The organism is Azospirillum oryzae (assembly GCF_900177515.1).
GTDB lineage: Bacteria > Pseudomonadota > Alphaproteobacteria > Azospirillales > Azospirillaceae > Azospirillum > Azospirillum oryzae_A.
This window is the reverse complement of the sequence record NZ_FXAK01000007.1, coordinates 2,620,686-2,638,037: the sequence shown is the minus strand read 5'-3', so window position 1 is coordinate 2,638,037 and position 17,352 is coordinate 2,620,686. Positions and strand designations below refer to the sequence as shown.

The 17,352-nt window shown below is 63.4% G+C and carries 9 protein-coding genes; 8 read left to right on the top strand and 1 reads right to left on the bottom strand.

All coding sequences use genetic code 11. The features are described 5' to 3' along the window. The first annotated feature begins 159 nt into the window (after window positions 1–159). The 3 genes from aroA (at window position 160) to rpsA (ending at window position 4,106) form a co-directional block, all read left to right on the top strand. Complete coding sequence (gene aroA, locus B9N97_RS24930; protein WP_085090352.1) at window positions 160–1,506, top strand: 3-phosphoshikimate 1-carboxyvinyltransferase; 1,347 nt, start codon at window positions 160–162, stop codon at window positions 1,504–1,506. A gap of 4 nt (window positions 1,507–1,510) precedes the next feature. Beyond that, window positions 1,511–2,209: a (d)CMP kinase gene (gene cmk / locus B9N97_RS24925; RefSeq protein ID WP_085090351.1), complete on the top strand. Its 699-nt coding sequence runs from the start codon at window positions 1,511–1,513 to the stop codon at window positions 2,207–2,209. A gap of 190 nt (window positions 2,210–2,399) precedes the next feature. Next, a complete protein-coding gene (rpsA, locus tag B9N97_RS24920; RefSeq protein WP_042694362.1) occupies window positions 2,400–4,106 on the top strand; it encodes a 30S ribosomal protein S1 in 1,707 nt (568 codons plus the stop codon). A gap of 389 nt (window positions 4,107–4,495) precedes the next feature. Here rpsA and B9N97_RS24915 read toward each other — a convergent pair whose 3' ends face one another. Continuing rightward, window positions 4,496–4,948: a PRC-barrel domain-containing protein gene (locus B9N97_RS24915; RefSeq protein WP_085090350.1), complete on the bottom strand. Its 453-nt coding sequence runs from the start codon at window positions 4,946–4,948 to the stop codon at window positions 4,496–4,498. Window positions 4,949–5,707: 759 nt separating this feature from the next. On the opposite strand from B9N97_RS24915, the gene B9N97_RS24910 reads away from it, so the two are divergent. From B9N97_RS24910 to B9N97_RS24895, 5 genes are all read left to right on the top strand, one after another. Continuing rightward, window positions 5,708–9,448: a vitamin B12-dependent ribonucleotide reductase gene (locus B9N97_RS24910; protein WP_085090349.1), complete on the top strand. Its 3,741-nt coding sequence runs from the start codon at window positions 5,708–5,710 to the stop codon at window positions 9,446–9,448. Window positions 9,449–9,702: 254 nt separating this feature from the next. After that, the gene (locus tag B9N97_RS24905; RefSeq protein ID WP_085090348.1) at window positions 9,703–11,958 is read left to right on the top strand and encodes a putative bifunctional diguanylate cyclase/phosphodiesterase; all 2,256 of its coding nucleotides are present in this window, start codon (window positions 9,703–9,705) and stop codon (window positions 11,956–11,958) included. A 354-nt stretch (window positions 11,959–12,312) separates the two neighbouring features. Beyond that, complete coding sequence (ppdK, locus tag B9N97_RS24900) at window positions 12,313–15,006, top strand: pyruvate, phosphate dikinase (RefSeq protein WP_085090347.1); 2,694 nt, start codon at window positions 12,313–12,315, stop codon at window positions 15,004–15,006. 753 nt (window positions 15,007–15,759) lie between these two features. Continuing rightward, the gene (locus B9N97_RS35200) at window positions 15,760–16,749 is read left to right on the top strand and encodes a macro domain-containing protein (RefSeq protein WP_143266839.1); all 990 of its coding nucleotides are present in this window, start codon (window positions 15,760–15,762) and stop codon (window positions 16,747–16,749) included. Continuing rightward, window positions 16,746–17,186, top strand: a complete 441-nt coding sequence (locus tag B9N97_RS24895) for an adenylyltransferase/cytidyltransferase family protein (RefSeq protein ID WP_085090346.1) — start codon at window positions 16,746–16,748, stop codon at window positions 17,184–17,186. Before B9N97_RS35200 ends, B9N97_RS24895 begins: the two co-directional genes overlap by 4 nt. The last annotated feature ends 166 nt before the right edge of the window (window positions 17,187–17,352 follow it).

Sequence of the window (17,352 nt, the reverse complement as noted above, 5' to 3'; positions counted from 1 at the left end):
GCCTCTTTTCATTGGTGCCCGGCCGTATTTGCCCGGCTCGCCTGAGGGAGGGCCCGAGGAGGGGAGGGGGGAGTGCCCGGCCCTCTCGCATCGGGGCGGGGGCTGTGATAGGAACGGCGGCCATATCCGCTTCCCGTTCCGATCCGAAGGACCCGTCCCATGACGCATGCAAGGCCGCTGCGCTCCACCACCACCGGCGCGATCCGGGGCAGCATCCGCGTGCCCGGCGACAAGTCGATCTCGCACCGGTCGCTGATGCTGGGCGCCATCGCGGTGGGCGAGACGGTGATCCACGGCCTGCTGGAGGGGGAAGACGTCCTGCACACCGCGGCGGCGATGCGCCTGCTGGGAGCGGAGGCGGAGCGGAACGAGAACGGCGTCTGGCGCGTGCGCGGCGTCGGGCTGGGGGCGTTGCAGGAACCGGCGCAGGTTCTGGACATGGGCAACAGCGGCACCGCCGCCCGCCTGCTGATGGGGCTGGTCGCCGGCCATCCGATCACCTGCGTCTTCACCGGCGACGCCTCGCTGAACAAGCGCCCGATGGCCCGCGTCACCAAACCGCTGGAGGAGATGGGCGCCCGCTTCGTCGGCCGGTCCGGCGGGCGGCTGCCGCTGACCGTGGTCGGCAGCGGCGATCTGGTCCCGATCACCTACCGCCTGCCGGTGGCCTCCGCCCAGGTCAAGTCGGCGATCCTGCTGGCCGGCCTGAACACCGCCGGCGCCACCACGGTGATCGAGGCGGAGCCGACGCGCGACCACACCGAACTGATGCTGCGCCATTTCGGCGCAACCGTGACGACCGAGCGGCTGGAGGACGGCGCGCTGGCCGTCACCGTCGTCGGCCAGCCGGAGCTGACCGGCCGCACCATCCATGTTCCGGCCGATCCCAGCAGCGCCGCCTTCCCGGCGGTCGCCGCCCTGCTGCGGCCGGGCTCGGAGCTGCTGCTGAACGACGTCGGCATGAACCCGCGCCGCACCGGTCTCTATGACACGCTGGTGGAGATGGGCGCCGATATCGCCTTCGAGAACCGCCGCGATCAGGCGGGCGAGCCGGTGGCCGACCTGCGGGTGAAGCACAGCGCCCTGAAGGGCGTGGTGGTGCCGGCCGACCGCGCGCCCAGCATGATCGACGAATACCCGGTCCTGGCCGCCGCCGCCGCCTGTGCCGAGGGCACCACGGTGATGCTGGGCCTGAAGGAACTGCGGGTGAAGGAGAGCGACCGCCTCGCCATGGTGGCGGAAGGCCTGACCCGCTGCGGCGTGTCGGTCGAGGTCGGCGCCGACGACAGCCTGACGGTGCATGGCACCGGGGGAACCGGCAAGGGGCCGAAGGGCGGCGCCACCGTCCTCACCGCCATGGACCACCGCATCGCCATGAGCTTCCTGGTGCTGGGCATGGCGACGGAGGAGCCGGTGTCGGTCGACGACGGCGCCTTCATCGACACCAGCTTCCCCGGCTTCGTCGGGTTGATGAACGGGCTCGGCGCGAAGATTGTGGAGGCGTGAGGCGATGACGCAGCCGCTTTCCAACCAGGAGTCGCCGGGCAAGGCGGTCGTCGTCGCCATCGACGGCCCGGCCGCCAGCGGCAAGGGCACCCTGTCGCAGCGCATCGCCGACGCCTTCGGCTTCGCCCATCTCGACACCGGCGTGCTGTACCGCGCGGTCGGCGTGTCGGTCCTGCGGGCCGGCGGCGATCCGGCCGACAATGCAGCGGCGGCGCGCGCGGCCTACGAGCTGCACCCCGAGCACCCGATCCTGCAGGAGGTGGCCCTGCGCACCGACGAGGCGGCGCAGGCGGCCAGCAAGGTGGCGGCGGTGCCGGAGGTGCGGGCGGCGCTTCTCGACTTCCAGCGGCGCTTTGCAAGCCATCCGCCGGGCGGCGCGCCGGGGGCGGTTCTGGACGGGCGCGACATCGGAACGGTGGTCTGTCCCGATGCCCAGGCCAAACTCTTCATTACCGCTTCGGTGGAGGTCCGGGCCGAACGGCGACTCAAGGAGTTGCAGAGACGGGGGATTCCGGCTATATCCTCCGATGTCCTGGAGGACATGAAGGCTCGTGATGCGCGCGACAGCCAGAGAGCGGTGGCCCCGCTCCGTCCGGCTGCCGACGCTTTTGTGCTTGATACGTCCGCTCTCGATGCCGATCAGGTGTTCTCGATGGCGGTCGCCCACATCGGTTCGAAAACCGGCCTGAAGCCCGCGGCGTAACGCGGTCGCTTCCGACCTCCGTTGACGGGCCGCCGGTGGCGGCGCGAACGGGTCCGACTCCCTCCAAGGAAAACCATCAACCAAGTCGCCGGGCGTGGTGCCCGGCGCGGCGGTTCGGTCGAGGTCCCACCCGTTTTGCCGCGGGAGGGACCGGAACGGGGCCGCTTTCGCGCCACCTTTAGGAGTTTCAATGGCACAGTCACTGGCCCGCACGGTCGAAAAGGAAAGCTTTGCGTCTCTGCTCGAAGAGTCGCTGGGCGCGGCCGAGTCGCTCGAAGGTACGGTCGTCAAGGGACGCGTCGTCGCCGTCGAGAACGACATGGTCACCATCGACGTCGGTCTGAAGTCGGAAGGCCGCGTCGCGCTGAAGGAATTCGCCGTTGCCGGCCAGCCGCCCGAGCTGAAGGCGGGCGACACCGTCGAGGTCTACCTCGAGCGGATGGAAGACAAGAACGGCGAAGCGATGCTGAGCCGTGAGAAGGCGAAGCGCGAAGAGGCCTGGGCCCTGCTGGAGAAGTCGTTCAACGACCAGACCCGCGTCACCGGCGTCATCTTCGGCCGCGTCAAGGGCGGCTTCACGGTCGACCTGTCGGGCGCCGTTGCCTTCCTGCCCGGTTCGCAGGTCGACATCCGTCCGGTCCGCGACATCTCCCCGCTGCTGGGCACCCCGCAGCCGTTCCAGATCCTGAAGATGGACCGCTCGCGCGGCAACATCGTCGTGTCTCGCCGCGCCGTGCTCGAAGAGAGCCGCGCCGAGGCCCGTTCGGAGCTGGTGGCCAACCTCAAGGAAGGCCAGATCCTCCAGGGCGTCGTCAAGAACATCACCGACTACGGTGCGTTCGTCGACCTGGGCGGCGTCGATGGCCTGCTGCACGTCACCGACATCGCGTGGCGCCGCATCAACCATCCGTCGGAAGCCCTGCAGATCGGCCAGACCGTCACGGTCCAGGTCATCCGCTTCAACCCGGAAACCCAGCGCATCAGCCTGGGCATGAAGCAGCTCGAAGCCGACCCGTGGGAAGGCGTCGAGGCCAAGTATCCGGTCGGCGCGAAGTTCAAGGGCCGCGTCACCAACATCACCGACTACGGCGCCTTCGTGGAGCTGGAGCCGGGGATCGAGGGCCTGGTCCACGTTTCGGAAATGTCCTGGACCAAGAAGAACGTCCATCCGGGCAAGATCGTGTCGACTTCGCAGGAAGTCGAGGTCATGGTCCTGGACGTCGATCCGCAGAAGCGCCGCATCAGCCTCGGCCTGAAGCAGTGCCTGGACAACCCGTGGGAGACCTTCACCGACAAGTTCGGTCCTGGCACCGAGCTGGAAGGCGAAGTCAAGAACATCACCGAGTTCGGTCTGTTCGTCGGCCTCCCGGGCGACATCGACGGCATGGTCCACATGTCCGATCTCGACTGGAACAAGTCGGGTGAAGAGGCGATCGCCGAGTACAAGAAGGGCGACCGCGTCAAGGTCAAGGTTCTCGACGTCGACGTCGAGAAGGAGCGCATCAGCCTGGGCATCAAGCAGCTGGCCAGCGATCCGTTCGAGTCGGCCACTGCCGGCCTGAAGAAGAACGAGGTCGTGACCTGCACCGTGACGCAGGTGACGGACGGCGGCATCGAAGTGACCGTCGGCGAGGGCTACACCGGCTTCATCCGCAAGTCGGACCTGTCCCGCGACCGTTCCGAACAGCGCCCGGACCGTTTCGCCGTCGGCGAGAAGGTCGATGCCAAGGTCACCCAGATCGACCGCGCTTCCCGCCGCATCTCGCTGTCCATCAAGGCCCGCGAGATGGAGGAAGAGAAGCAGGCGATGGCCGAGTTCGGTTCGTCCGACTCGGGCGCCTCGCTGGGCGACATCCTGGGCGCCGCTCTGAAGCGCAAGCAGCAGAACGACGAGTGATCGTCTGAGGCCATCCTCCCTTACGGTGACGTAGGGGAGGGGGCTCGCGATCTCCCGGAAGAGTAAGAGAAAGGCCGCGTCCCGGTTGGGGCGCGGCCTTTCTCTTTAGAAGTTCGGTGGAGGCGGTTGGCAGTCGGCGGCGTGCCGGGATGTCGGGCAAGATAAACACGGATGTCACGGATTTAGACACGGATTACACGGATTTTTTGGCTTGGTAAACGGACGCCCTGCCGACCGACGAACGTTACGCAAGCCCTGTTCCTGTCGATGGATGCAGTGGCTTTTCATTCCGCAACTGCTTCGCGACGCCACATCCGTGTAATCCGTGACATCCATGTCAAACCTTGTGCCCACACTCTCGATCTCCCGAACCGCCAAGCACCCGTCGCCTACCGCTGCGGCTCCGGACTGCGGGTCAGGGACGTGATGCTGTCGTCGTAGCGGAATTCCGGCATGTCGCGGACGCTGGCGGCGGTCACTTCGCGCAGACGGATCGCCTCGCTGCCGGTGCGCAGGTCGGCCAGGGTCAGGTCGGCCGCGATGTCCTTGCCGCCGAAGCCCAGAATGCCGCCCGAATGGATGACGATGTATTGGGCCTCGCCCTTGTCATCGAGGATCACGTCGGTGACGGTGCCGATCTTCGACCCGTCGGCGCCGACGACGCTGCGATTCATCAACTGGTCGACGCTGGGGCCGGTCTTGCGCTCCACCGTGGCGCCGACGGCCGGAGTCGAGCCGTCGATGATGACCGTCTGTCCGGCCGCCCCCTGCGGAGTCGCCATGCCGACCAGCAGTGTCAGCGCAGGCAATGCAAACCACATCTTGTGGGTGATCTTCAGCATGGGCGCCTCTCCTCCCCCAGGATCGTGTGAGATTCACCTTGGCTCCATGGGCCTCAACCGGGATCGCATGAAATAGTTGCGGGCTCGCTGCCACTACCCCTCTTCCGTGCCGAACCCTCGGCGAAACAGCGGCGACTCGGGGGTGGGAACGACGGGCCTTTTCGAGTCGCCCCTTGGATTCCGGTGGCTTGGTCCGAGTCGCTCCGCGGCGAATCGGTGGTGGGTGCAACAGCATATTGGCAACAACATGTTGATTTTCACCGCAAGGAAGCTCTGGCGGTCGGGCACGTTTTGCGCTCTAATCGGGGGTGCCGCGGTCATCGTCAGCACCGGCGGCCATTGAGTGCCCACAATTGGTGCCTTCCGGCCGCAATGCGGCCCAGCCACCGCCTCCCCAAAAAATTTGCTTGGCAGGCGGGAACAGGATCCCCGGTAACGGGTTGAACACCACAAGATCAAGGTTTTGAGGGGTTCTGTCATGTCAACCACAATATCTAGCAGAGTGGGGCTTGCTTGGCCCCGTCGCGCTGGCTAGGATGCGGCCCACGTGACCCGGCCGGCCTCAAGCGGCGGCCCCGGTCCCGGCAGCACAGCGGCGACGGCGGACAGTCGGGCAAGAGGCCCCTGTTTGTACGGCGCCATCTGCGTTGCCGGGCCGGACGGCGGACAGAACCGCCGGCAGCTTCGGATCGGTACGGGTCGCACCACATTTCCATTCGAGCGCGCCGCGGCGTGCTCCAAGCAGGGGACAGTCTCATCATGCGGATCGAGCGTCGTTTCACGCACGAAGGTCAGGACGCCTACGCCAGCCTCGGTTTCCGCCAGGCGACCAGCGAGATCCGCAACCCGGATGGAACGATCGTCTTCCAGCAGACCGGCATCGAGGTGCCGGACAACTTCTCGCAGGTCGCCAGCGACATTCTGGCCCAGAAGTATTTCCGCAAGGCCGGCGTCCCCGCCGCGCTCCGCGCCGTGGAGGAGAACACCGTTCCGTCCTGGCTGTGGCGCAAGGAAGCGGACCAAGAGAAGCTGGCCGCGCTGCCGAAGGAAAAGCGCTTTGTCGGTGAGAATTCGGCCAAGCAGGTGTTCGATCGTCTGGCCGGCACCTGGACCTATTGGGGCTGGAAGGGCGGCTATTTCGACACTGAAGCCGATGCCCGCACTTTCTTCGACGAGATGCGCTTCATGCTGGCCGCCCAGATGGCGGCCCCGAACAGCCCGCAGTGGTTCAACACCGGCCTGCACTGGGCCTATGGCATCGACGGCCCGAGCCAGGGCCACTTCTACGTCGATTTCAAGACCGGCCTGCTGACCTCGTCCGCCTCGGCCTACGAGCACCCGCAGCCGCACGCCTGCTTCATCCAGTCCGTCGCCGACGACCTCGTCAACGAGGGCGGCATCATGGACCTGTGGGTGCGTGAGGCCCGCCTGTTCAAGTATGGCTCGGGCACCGGCTCCAACTTCTCCAAGCTGCGCGGCGAGGGCGAGAAGCTGGCCGGCGGCGGCAAGTCGTCGGGCCTGATGAGCTTCCTGAAGATCGGCGACCGCGCGGCCGGCGCCATCAAGTCGGGCGGCACCACCCGCCGTGCGGCCAAGATGGTCACGGTGGACATGGACCACCCGGACATCGAAGGCTACATCGACTGGAAGGTGAACGAGGAGCAGAAGGTCGCCGCACTGGTGACCGGCTCCAAGATCTGCCAGAAGCACCTGACGGCGGTGATGGCCGCCGCCCAGTCGGGTCTGGACCCGAAGGAGAACAAGGAGCTGAAGAAGGCGATCCTCGCCGCCCGCAAGGATCAGGTGTCGGAGAACTACATCCAGCGCGTGATCCAGTTCGCCGGCCAGGGCTTCACCTCCATTGAGTTCAAGACCTACAACACCGACTGGGATTCGGAAGCCTATCTGACGGTCTCCGGCCAGAACTCCAACAACTCCGTGCGCATCTCCAACGAGTTCGTGCAGGCGGTGCTGGACGATGCCGACTGGAACCTGATCGGCCGCACCAACGGCAAGGTGGTGAAGACCGTCCGCGCCCGCGACCTGTGGGACAAGGTCGGCTACGCCGCCTGGGCCTGCGCCGACCCGGGCGTGCAGTTCGACAGCACCATCAACGAGTGGCACACCTGCCCGGCCTCGGGGCGCATCAACGCCTCGAACCCGTGCTCGGAGTACATGTTCCTCGACGACACCGCCTGCAATCTGGCGTCGCTGAACCTGATGTCGTTCCGTCTGAAGGACGGCTCCTTCGACGTCGAGGCGTTCGAGCATGCCTGCCGGCTGTGGACCATCGTGCTGGAAATCTCCGTGCTGATGGCGCAGTTCCCGTCGAAGGAAATCGCCCAGCTCTCCTACGAGTTCCGCACGCTGGGCCTGGGCTTCGCCAACCTCGGCGGCCTGCTGATGGCGTCGGGCCTGTCCTACGACTCGGACGAGGGCCGCGCCTACTGCGCCGGCATCTCCGCCGTCATGACCGGCGTCGCCTATGCCACCTCGGCCGAGATGGCGCAGGAGCTGGGCCCGTTCCCGGGCTTCGAGGCCAACCGCGACCACATGCTGCGGGTCATCCGCAACCATCGCCGCGCCGCCAACGGCGAGATGAACGGCTATGAGGGTCTGGCGGTCGAGCCGGTGCCCTTCGTCGCCGACCTCTGCCCGGACCAGGAGCTGGCGCTCGCCGCCGTCCGCGTGTGGGACGAGGCGCTGGAACTGGGCGAGGCCCACGGCTACCGCAACGCCCAGGCCACCGTGGTCGCCCCGACCGGCACCATCGGTCTGGTGATGGACTGCGACACCACCGGCATCGAGCCCGACTTCGCCCTGGTGAAGTTCAAGAAGCTGGCCGGCGGCGGCTACTTCAAGATCGTCAACCGGCTGGTGCCGGAGGCGCTGAAGACGCTCGGCTACACCCCGGAGCAGATCGAAGAGATCGCGCTCTACGCCGTCGGCCACGGCACGCTGAAGAACGCCCCCGGCGTGAACCACGAGTCGCTGAAGGCCAAGGGCTTCACCGACGAGCTGCTGGAGCGTCTGGAAGGCAACCTGACCACCGCCTTCGACATCAAGTTCGTCTTCAACCGCTGGACCATCGGCGCCGACTTCTGCACCCAGACTCTGGGCATCCCGGCGGAGACGCTGGACGCCCCCGGCTTCGACCTGCTGAGCCACATCGGCTTCACCAAGGCGCAGATCGAGCAGGCCAACACCTTCTGCTGCGGCGCCATGACGCTGGAAGGCGCGCCCTTCCTCAAGGACGAGCATCTGGCGGTGTTCGACTGCGCCAACCCCTGCGGCCGCATCGGCAAGCGCTTCCTGTCCTGGGAATCGCACATCACGATGATGGCGGCGGCGCAGCCCTTCATCTCCGGCGCCATCTCCAAGACCATCAACATGCCGAACACGGCGACGGTCGACGAGTGCAAGGACGCCTACCTGATGTCCTGGCGCCTGGGCCTGAAGGCGAACGCGCTGTACCGCGACGGCTCCAAGCTGAGCCAGCCGCTGCAGGCCGCCCTGCTTGACGACGAGGAGGATGGCGAGGCGGTCGAGGCGGTGATCGAGGCGCCGGCCGCCGTCCGCGCCCAGATGGTCACCGAGCGCATCGTCGAGAAGGTGATCGAGCGGGTGGTGGAGCGGAAGAGCAGCTCGCGCGAGCGTCTGCCGCACCGCCGCAAGGGCTACACCCAGAAGGCCAATGTCGGCGGCCACAAGGTGTATCTGCGCACCGGCGAGTATGAGGACGGCCGCCTGGGCGAGATCTTCATCGACATGCACAAGGAAGGCGCCGCCTTCCGGTCGCTGATGAACAACTTCGCCATCGCGGTGTCGATCGGCCTGCAGTATGGCGTGCCGCTGGAGGAGTTCGTGGAGGCCTTTACCTTCACGCGCTTCGAGCCGTCGGGCATGGTGACCGGCAACGACACCATCAAGATGGCGACGTCGATCATCGACTACATCTTCCGCGAGATCGCCATCTCCTACCTGAACCGCACCGATCTGGCGCACGCCACGCCGGAGGATCTGGTGCCTTCGACGGTCGGCAGCGGCGACAAGCAGGGCGACCTGCCGGATACCCCGGTGCAGCCGTCCGACATCGTCCGCCGCATCGCGTCGACCGGCTATGTCCGTAACAACCTGCGCGTCCTGCATGGCGGCCAGACCCAACGGGCCAGCGCCGCGGCGGCCTTCGCCGCCACCGGCACCGACACCGCTGCCGTGAGCGTCACGGCGTCGGCCGGCACCCAGGCTTCCGCCCAAGCGGCCATGGCGGCCAGCCCGACGGTCGCCGCCGCCACTGCCCAGGGCCATGTCGCCGCCACCGCGGCCACCGGCACGGCCTATGGCGGCAGCACCAGCGATCAGCGTTTCGACCGCATCCGCGAGGCCCGCGCCCGTGGTTACGAGGGCGACCCCTGCGGCGAGTGCGGCAACATGACCCTGGTCCGCAACGGCACCTGCCTGAAGTGCGACAGCTGCGGGTCGACCACCGGCTGCAGCTGATCCTCCACAGAGCGCTCCCCCGGGAGCCTCGCCGGACGATGAATGACAAAGGGGAGGGAGCGGGAAACCGCTTCCTCCCTTTTGCTTGTGCACGAACAAGATCACCGCGCGCTGTTTGGAACCGTTCTCGTATGGATGCAACAGGATGGCCGGATGATGAGGGGCCTTGACCGCGCCGCGTGTGTTCATGTTAGCTGACTCCCCCGGGGCGCCGGCGCGGCGTTCCCGAAGCATGTCCGGAGGGATCAGGGGTCATGGATTCGGCCGGGACCGCGCTGGACGACCGCCTGCCGTCCGATCGCCTGTTGCGGGCGACCGCTGCGCAATGGAGCGCGGCCTTGGTCTGGACATCGGCCGACGGCACCATCGTCGGCGCCAATCCCGGTTTCGCCCGGCTGGCCGGCATCCCTCTGGATGCGCTGATCGGCCGCCCGCTGCCCGGCCTGCTCGATTTCGGTGGTCGTGACTGGCTGGCGGTGTGGGATGGGGCGAAGGAGAGCGACCATCCACCGCCCGGCACCGGTGCCTTGCGCGTTCCCCGCCGTGATCCGGTTCCGGTCGATCTGCACTGGCAGCACCTGACCGATGGCGACGACGTCCTGCTTCTGTGCGAGATGCGCGATTTCGACGAGCGCGAGCGGGCGGAGGCGGTGGCACGCCTGCAGCAGAATGTCCTGGAACTGGTGGCCGCCGGCCGGTCGCTGAAACAGGTCCTGGATTTCCTCTGCCGGCAGGTGGAGGCCTGCGCGCCGGAGGTCGCCTGTTCGGTGATGCTGCGTGACGACGAGAACCGCATGCGGGTCGCCGCCGCCCCTTCGCTGCCCGCCGTCTATGCCAATGCCATCGACGGGCTGGCCATCGGCCCCGACGTCGGCTGCTGCGGCAGCGCGATGAGCCGGGGCGAGGCGGTGATGTCCGTCGACATCGCCGAAGACCCGCGCTGGGCGCCCTATCGCGAGGTTCCGCTGGCCCATGGGCTGGCCGCCTGCTGGTCCAATCCGATCAAGGGGCGGGACGCCCGCATGCTGGGCAGCTTCGCGCTCTATTACCGCGAGCCGCGCCCTGCCGCCCCCTTTCACCGCCGGCTGGTGGAGGCCTGCGTGCATCTGTGCGCGCTCGCCATCGAACATGACCGGGCACGGGCGGAGATCAACCGGCTGGCCTATTTCGACATGCTGACCGGGCTGCCCAACCGCCAGCTCCTGGCCGACCGCGCCACCGCGGCGCTGGCGTTGGCCGGGCGGACGCGGCAGCCGGTGACGCTGATGTTCCTGGACATCGACCGTTTCAAGACCGTCAACGATTCGCTGGGCCATGCGGTCGGCGACCGGCTGCTGGTGGAGGTGGCGACCCGGCTGAAGCGCCTGTTCATCGAGGGCGACACGCTGGCCAGGCTGGGTGGGGACGAGTTCGTGGCATTGCTGCCGGGCTGCGACGCCGCCCATGCCTCGCTGCTGGCCGAGCGGGTGCTGGCCACCCTGTCGGTGCCGCTGACGGTGGCCGACCTGACGCTGACCCCGACCGCCAGCATCGGCATCGCCGTCCATCCCGACGATGGCTTGGACTTCGACACGCTGCTGCGCCAGGCCGACGCGGCGATGTACCGGGCCAAGCAGGCCGGCCGCAACCGCTGCCACTTCTTCCGCCGCGACATGAACGAACAGGCGGTGCGCCGGCTGGAGATGGAGGCGGCGCTGCGCGAGGCGCTGGACCGCCAGGAGGCCGGCTGCCCGGACGGCGAGGCACCGTTCGAGCTGCATTACCAGCCCCAGGTCCGGCTGAAGCCGCACTGCCTGCATCGGGTGGAGGCACTGATCCGCTGGACCCACCCGCGATGGGGGGCGGTGTCGCCGGCGGAGTTCGTGCCGCTGGCCGAGGAGTGCGGGTTGATCGACCGGCTGGACAGCTGGGTTCTGCAGACATCGGTGGCGCAGTTGGGCCGCTGGCGCGCGGGGGGGGTGCCGGTGCCGGGGCTGGCGGTGAATGTCTCGGCCGTCCGCTTCGCCCGCGGCGACCTGCCGGATCAGGTCCGTGCCGTGCTGGCCGCCAACGGCATTCCGGCCAATGACCTGACGCTGGAGATCACAGAGCGGCTGATGATGACGGAGGAGGTCGGCGTCCATGACGCGCTGGATGCCCTGCATGCGCTGGGCGTCACCCTGTCGATCGACGATTTCGGCACCGGCTATTCGTCCCTCAGCTACCTGAAGCGCTTCCCCGTCGGCGAACTGAAGATCGACCGCAGCTTCGTCAAGGAGCTGGACATCGACGCCGCCAACCGGCCGCTGGTGCGCGCCATCATCCAGATCGGCGAGGCGCTGGGCCTGACCGTCGTGGCGGAGGGGGTGGAGCGCGAGGCCCAGCACCTCATGCTGGAGGCGGAAGGCTGCGCCATCGGCCAGGGATACCGCTTTGCCCGACCGATGCCGGCCGATGCGCTGGTGCGCTGGCTGGCGGGGGAGGGCAAGCACTGGGTGGAGTGTCCGGTCAACGCCTGCTTCAGCATCTGAAACATTTGCAGTGGAAATGGTCCCGTTTTTCTTTGGATTTACGGGGTACTTCGACCGCATTTCACCATTCGAATCGGTGCTTATGCGGATCCGCCGGAGTAATGGAGATCCGGCAATACGATATAGTCGCAACGCTCCTTTGCCGGCAAAGCGCAGGTCATCCCGTTCTAGACCACGCGACTGTCTTGTGTCCCAACGTTTGGGGCGATAGAAGGTCCACTCAGCGGCATGTGCGGTCAAGCAAACTGACCACGGTGTTTCGCTGAGCGGAAAGGACCCGCCCGGTGGATCGCCCGTGGAGCACAAGGGGAGCACCCGCATGCCGGACGACCATGGGGCGAGAGGAATTCCGCGATGGCGAGCCAGGGTGAATCCAAGTGGGTCTACAGCTTCGGGGCCGGTGCCACCGAAGGACGGGCCGATATGAAGAACCTGCTGGGCGGCAAGGGCGCCAATCTGGCCGAGATGGCCAATCTTGGCCTGCCCGTTCCGCCGGGCTTCACGATCACCACCGAGCTGTGCACCTATTTCTACGCCAACGGCCGCTCCTATCCGCCGGAGCTGACGGCGCAGGTGAACGCCGCCATCGCGCGGCTGGAACAGGCGATGGACGCCAAGTTCGGCGACCCGGCCAACCCGCTGCTGGTGTCGGTCCGCTCCGGCGCCCGCGCGTCGATGCCGGGCATGATGGACACCGTCCTGAACCTGGGCCTGAACGACGCGACCGCCGCCGGTCTCGCCAAGCGGTCGGGCGACGGCCGCTTCGCCTACGACAGCTATCGCCGCTTCATCCAGATGTACTCCAACGTCGTTCTCGACGTTGAGCATCACCATTTCGAGGACATCCTCGACAACCACAAGCGCGACAAGTCCTACAACCTCGACACCGACCTGTCGGCCGAGGATTGGCAGGCGGTGATCGAGGACTACAAGAAGGCGGTCGAGCGCGAGCTGGGCAAGCCCTTCCCGCAGGATGTGCAGGAGCAGCTGTGGGGCGCCATCGGCGCCGTCTTCGGCTCCTGGATGAACGCCCGCGCCATCACCTACCGCAAGCTGCACGACATCCCGGCCGACTGGGGCACCGCGGTCAACGTGCAGTGCATGGTCTTCGGCAACATGGGCAACGACTGCGCCACCGGCGTGGCCTTCACCCGCAACCCGTCGACCGGCGAGAATGCCTTCTACGGCGAGTATCTGGTCAACGCCCAGGGTGAGGACGTCGTCGCCGGCATCCGTACGCCGCAGCACCTGACCATCGCCGGCAAGATCGCCAACAAGTCCGACCTCCCCGCCATGGAGGAGGTGATGCCGGAGGTGTTCAACCAGCTGAACGAGGTCCGCCTCACGCTGGAGAAGCACTACCGCGACATGCAGGACATCGAGTTCACGGTTCAGCAGAACAAGCTGTTCATGCTGCAGACTCGCAACGGCAAGCGCACCGCCCCGGCGGCGCTGAAGATCGCCGTCGATCTGGCGAACGAGGGCGTCATCGACCGGAACGAGGCGGTCCGCCGCATCGATCCGGCCTCGCTCGACCAGCTGCTGCACCCGACGCTGGACCCCAAGGCCGACCGCAAGGTCATCGCCAAGGGCCTGCCGGCCTCCCCCGGCGCCGCGTCCGGCAAGGTGGTGTTCACCGCCGACGAGGCCGAGCAGATGGCGGGCAAGGGCGAGGCGGTGATCCTCTGCCGCATCGAGACCTCGCCCGAGGACATCCACGGCATGCACGCCGCCCGCGGCATCCTGACCAGCCGCGGCGGCATGACCAGCCACGCGGCGGTGGTCGCCCGCGGCATGGGCCGTGCCTGCGTGTCGGGCGCCGGCGACCTGCGCATCGACTACAAGACCAAGCAGATGGCCGTCCGCGGCGTCACCGTGAAGGAAGGCGACATCGTCACCATCGACGGCTCCACCGGCGAGGTGATGCTGGGCGAGGTGCCGACGATCCAGCCGGAGCTGTCGGGCGACTTCGCCACCCTGATGGGCTGGGCCGACGGCATCCGCCGGATGAAGATCCGCGCCAACGCCGAGACCCCGCTGGACGCCCGCACCGCGCGGAAGTTCGGCGCCGAGGGCATCGGCCTGTCGCGCACCGAGCACATGTTCTTCGACCCGGAGCGCATCCTGGCCGTCCGCGAGATGATCCTGGCGGAGGACGAGGCCGGCCGCCGCAAGGCGCTCGCCAAGCTGGAGCCCTTCCAGAAGAAGGACTTCGTCGATCTGTTCACGATCATGACCGGCCTGCCGGTGACGATCCGCCTGCTCGACCCGCCGCTGCATGAGTTCCTGCCGAACACCGAAGAGGACATGGCGGAGGTCGCCCAGGCCACCGGCACCGATCCGCTGCGGGTGCGCCACCGCACCATCCAGCTGCATGAAGCGAACCCGATGCTGGGCCATCGCGGCTGCCGTCTGGGCATCTCGTACCCCGAGATCTACGAGATGCAGGCCCGCGCCATCTTCGCCGCCGCCGCCGAGGTCGCCAAGACCACCGGCGAGGCCGTCATTCCCGAAGTGATGATCCCGCTGATCATCACGAAGAAGGAGTTCGACATCCTCAAGGCGGTGATCGACCGCGCCGCCGAGCAGGTGAAGGCCGAGACCGGCGTGACGGTGGAGTACCTGACCGGCACGATGATCGAGATCCCGCGCGCGGCCCTGAAGGCCGGCGAGATCGCCGAGTCGGCCGAGTTCTTCAGCTACGGCACCAACGACCTGACCCAGACCACGCTGGGCCTGTCGCGCGACGACGCCGGCAGCTTCCTGCCGGAGTACCAGCGCCAGGGCATCCTGGAGCAGGACCCGTTCCAGTCGCTGGACGTCACCGGCGTCGGCGAACTGGTGGAGATCGCCACCGAGCGCGGCCGCAAGGTCCGTCCGGACATCAAGCTGGGCATCTGCGGCGAGCATGGCGGCGACCCGGCCTCGATCTCCTTCTGCGAGAAGGTCGGGCTGACCTATGTCTCCTGCTCGCCCTACCGCGTGCCGATCGCCCGCCTCGCCGCCGCCCAGGCCGCGCTGAACAGCGACACGGTCAAGCGCGACTGAGCCGGTTCGGATAGCTGAAACGACGTCGGCCCTCTTCCCGCACGGGAAGGGGGCCGTTTCGTTTTGGGGCGGAGGTGAAGACAGCAGTGGTGCAAAAGATTTTTGCAAGCGCTCTGTAAGCGCCAACTGGATCAAATGAAAATCATTTCTTGCGCTTTGGATTGAGAATTATATTATTAACAATCGACGAGCACTTCTATGCTTTTTATCATATCGATTTGACCTACGCAGCATACTGTTGTCGTTGGATAAGAGGACTCCATTTCTAGGTGTCTTAGGGTCTTTGTCTTTATATACAAATTGTGTATTATTAAGCTTTTTTCCATATTTCTAAATATTGACCTAGTAATAATGGCGTCGTCCAGTCTAATATCTTTACGCTTCTTTATAGACAAATCTCTTCTATGCTTTAACTTTTCTGTGTTTTGTTCAATGAACAGGTTCCTGTGATAATTGAATTGCTTCGCATGCGCTTCTAATCTTAGATCAAGGACATTTTTGTAATCAGCCTTGATGCTGCAGTATAGGATGCACGGCTTATCAATTCTATTTCGGAAGCATGACCAATCCGCGGCCATGTCTTTTGCTGATGATATGCCGTCTATAAAAAAGTAAATGCCGCTGCCAACCCAATCTTCCTCTCCTTCGTTGACTCGAAATCCCTTATCAAGTATCTCTTTCGCTCTATCAGGCGTAGTGCCATGATACCCGGTTATCTCTAAGTATCGCTTTTCGGACATAGTAGGGCCAAGTATGTTGCGTTATATATTCATTGAACATGCTCATGAATATATTAAGAAGAGGTTAAATCAAGGACCTTTTCTAGTCGCTGCAAAAGGTTTCCTGTGGTTGGTAGCTTTGACCTTGGCAGGTCCAAGCGTAATAGAGATTGTTATTCAAATTTCTATTTTGATTGTCGATTCCAGGTGCGGCGAACAAGGAAAAAGCGTTGCTGCGACAATCCAAAAATTGAACGAACTTGTTCATGGATCCGACAGCATGCTTACTATTATTTTATCTGCTTTTAGCTCGGCATTTTTTGTTATGTCATTTATTTTTGCACGTAAGAAGGAAGTCAAACTAAACAATTTTAAAACAATACGAGGGCCTGTTGAGATTGGGAGCTTTTTAATTTATTGCTATTTGGGAAATGTAGCCCACATAAACGAGGTTGATGTAATTGTTACATCAGAAGATAACAGTCTGGATCTAGGGTCAATATCCGGAACTTCAGTCTCTGGACGCATCAGAAAGCTCGCGGCAACAAAAAATGAAGCTGGAGAAGTAGTAACCGATAATATCAAAATTTTTCTTGATGAATGGAAGAGAAGAATCGGGAAGAGCTCCAATTTCGAATTGGGAACTTGCGTCTTTTTAGATAATTCATATGGTGCGTCGGAAAATAATGTAAAATCAATTATATTATCTGTTGCTATTACTAGAGATGAAAATGGAAAAGCCGACATAAGTGGCGCAGCAATATCAGCTATCATCGATAAGTGCGTGCGCCACGCTCATGCAAGCAACTATGATTCCATTTTCTTTCCGGTGTTTGGGCTTGGTAGTGGTGGGGTCGCGCCTGACAAAGCATTGTCTTATTTTGTAGATGGGATTCTGTCATGTGCAGGAAAATATAAGAGTAAAACAAAAATATATATAGGTGTTTATAGAGAAAATGATATGCGGGATCTTGTTATCTTTCTTGAAAAACTGAAAAGGAAAGCAAGGAGTTCGTCACGATGAGATTTTCCCAGATAATAATTGATATAAAATTATCGAAACCTCAATATTTAGGTTATGTAAGCGGTGTTTTTGATGTTTTCCACCAAGGTCACCAAAAATACATAGAGAAGTGCCAGCAAAAATGCGACGCTTTAGTTATTGGTGTTGACTCTGACCATCGCGTCAAGGAAATGAAAGGTCCTTCCAGACCTTTTGATGATCAGTATCTGAGAGAAAAGAATGTAGAGCGGATAAATGAATATGTATTTGTAAAGATGTTGCCATCTAGTAGATATATTAATGTTCTTCGACCAAATGTTCTATTTTACCCTTCAGATGCTCCGGAGAAGGGTGAGAAACTCACTAAACTACATAAATGTTGTAAAGTTATAATGATTGAGGTAACTCCTTCCGTTTCTAGCACCAATATAATAAATTCTATTGTGAGTTCTCTCTAAAGATTGGTGTAATATTACCGCATCGTAGTTTATAAATATCATATTGGAAGAATATAGAAATATATTTCATACAATCTCGTCATTTTCAAGATATATTGAAAGGTTCTTCAATTATCTCGTCTCCTGAAATGAATTTGAGCAAATGGACATTGACCTTCTTGCTGGT

Excerpts from the sequence above, each read along its gene's own strand:
- B9N97_RS24910 (WP_085090349.1), top strand. The coding sequence starts at position 5,708 with ATGCGGATCGAGCGTCGTTTCACGCACGAAGGTCAGGACGCCTACGCC.
- rpsA (WP_042694362.1), top strand. The coding sequence starts at position 2,400 with ATGGCACAGTCACTGGCCCGCACGGTCGAAAAGGAAAGCTTTGCGTCT.
- aroA (WP_085090352.1), top strand. The coding sequence starts at position 160 with ATGACGCATGCAAGGCCGCTGCGCTCCACCACCACCGGCGCGATCCGG.
- cmk (WP_085090351.1), top strand. The coding sequence starts at position 1,511 with ATGACGCAGCCGCTTTCCAACCAGGAGTCGCCGGGCAAGGCGGTCGTC.
- B9N97_RS24895 (WP_085090346.1), top strand. The coding sequence starts at position 16,746 with ATGAGATTTTCCCAGATAATAATTGATATAAAATTATCGAAACCTCAA.
- B9N97_RS24905 (WP_085090348.1), top strand. The coding sequence starts at position 9,703 with ATGGATTCGGCCGGGACCGCGCTGGACGACCGCCTGCCGTCCGATCGC.
- B9N97_RS35200 (WP_143266839.1), top strand. The coding sequence starts at position 15,760 with ATGTTGCGTTATATATTCATTGAACATGCTCATGAATATATTAAGAAG.
- ppdK (WP_085090347.1), top strand. The coding sequence starts at position 12,313 with ATGGCGAGCCAGGGTGAATCCAAGTGGGTCTACAGCTTCGGGGCCGGT.
- B9N97_RS24915 (WP_085090350.1), bottom strand. The coding sequence starts at position 4,948 with ATGCTGAAGATCACCCACAAGATGTGGTTTGCATTGCCTGCGCTGACA.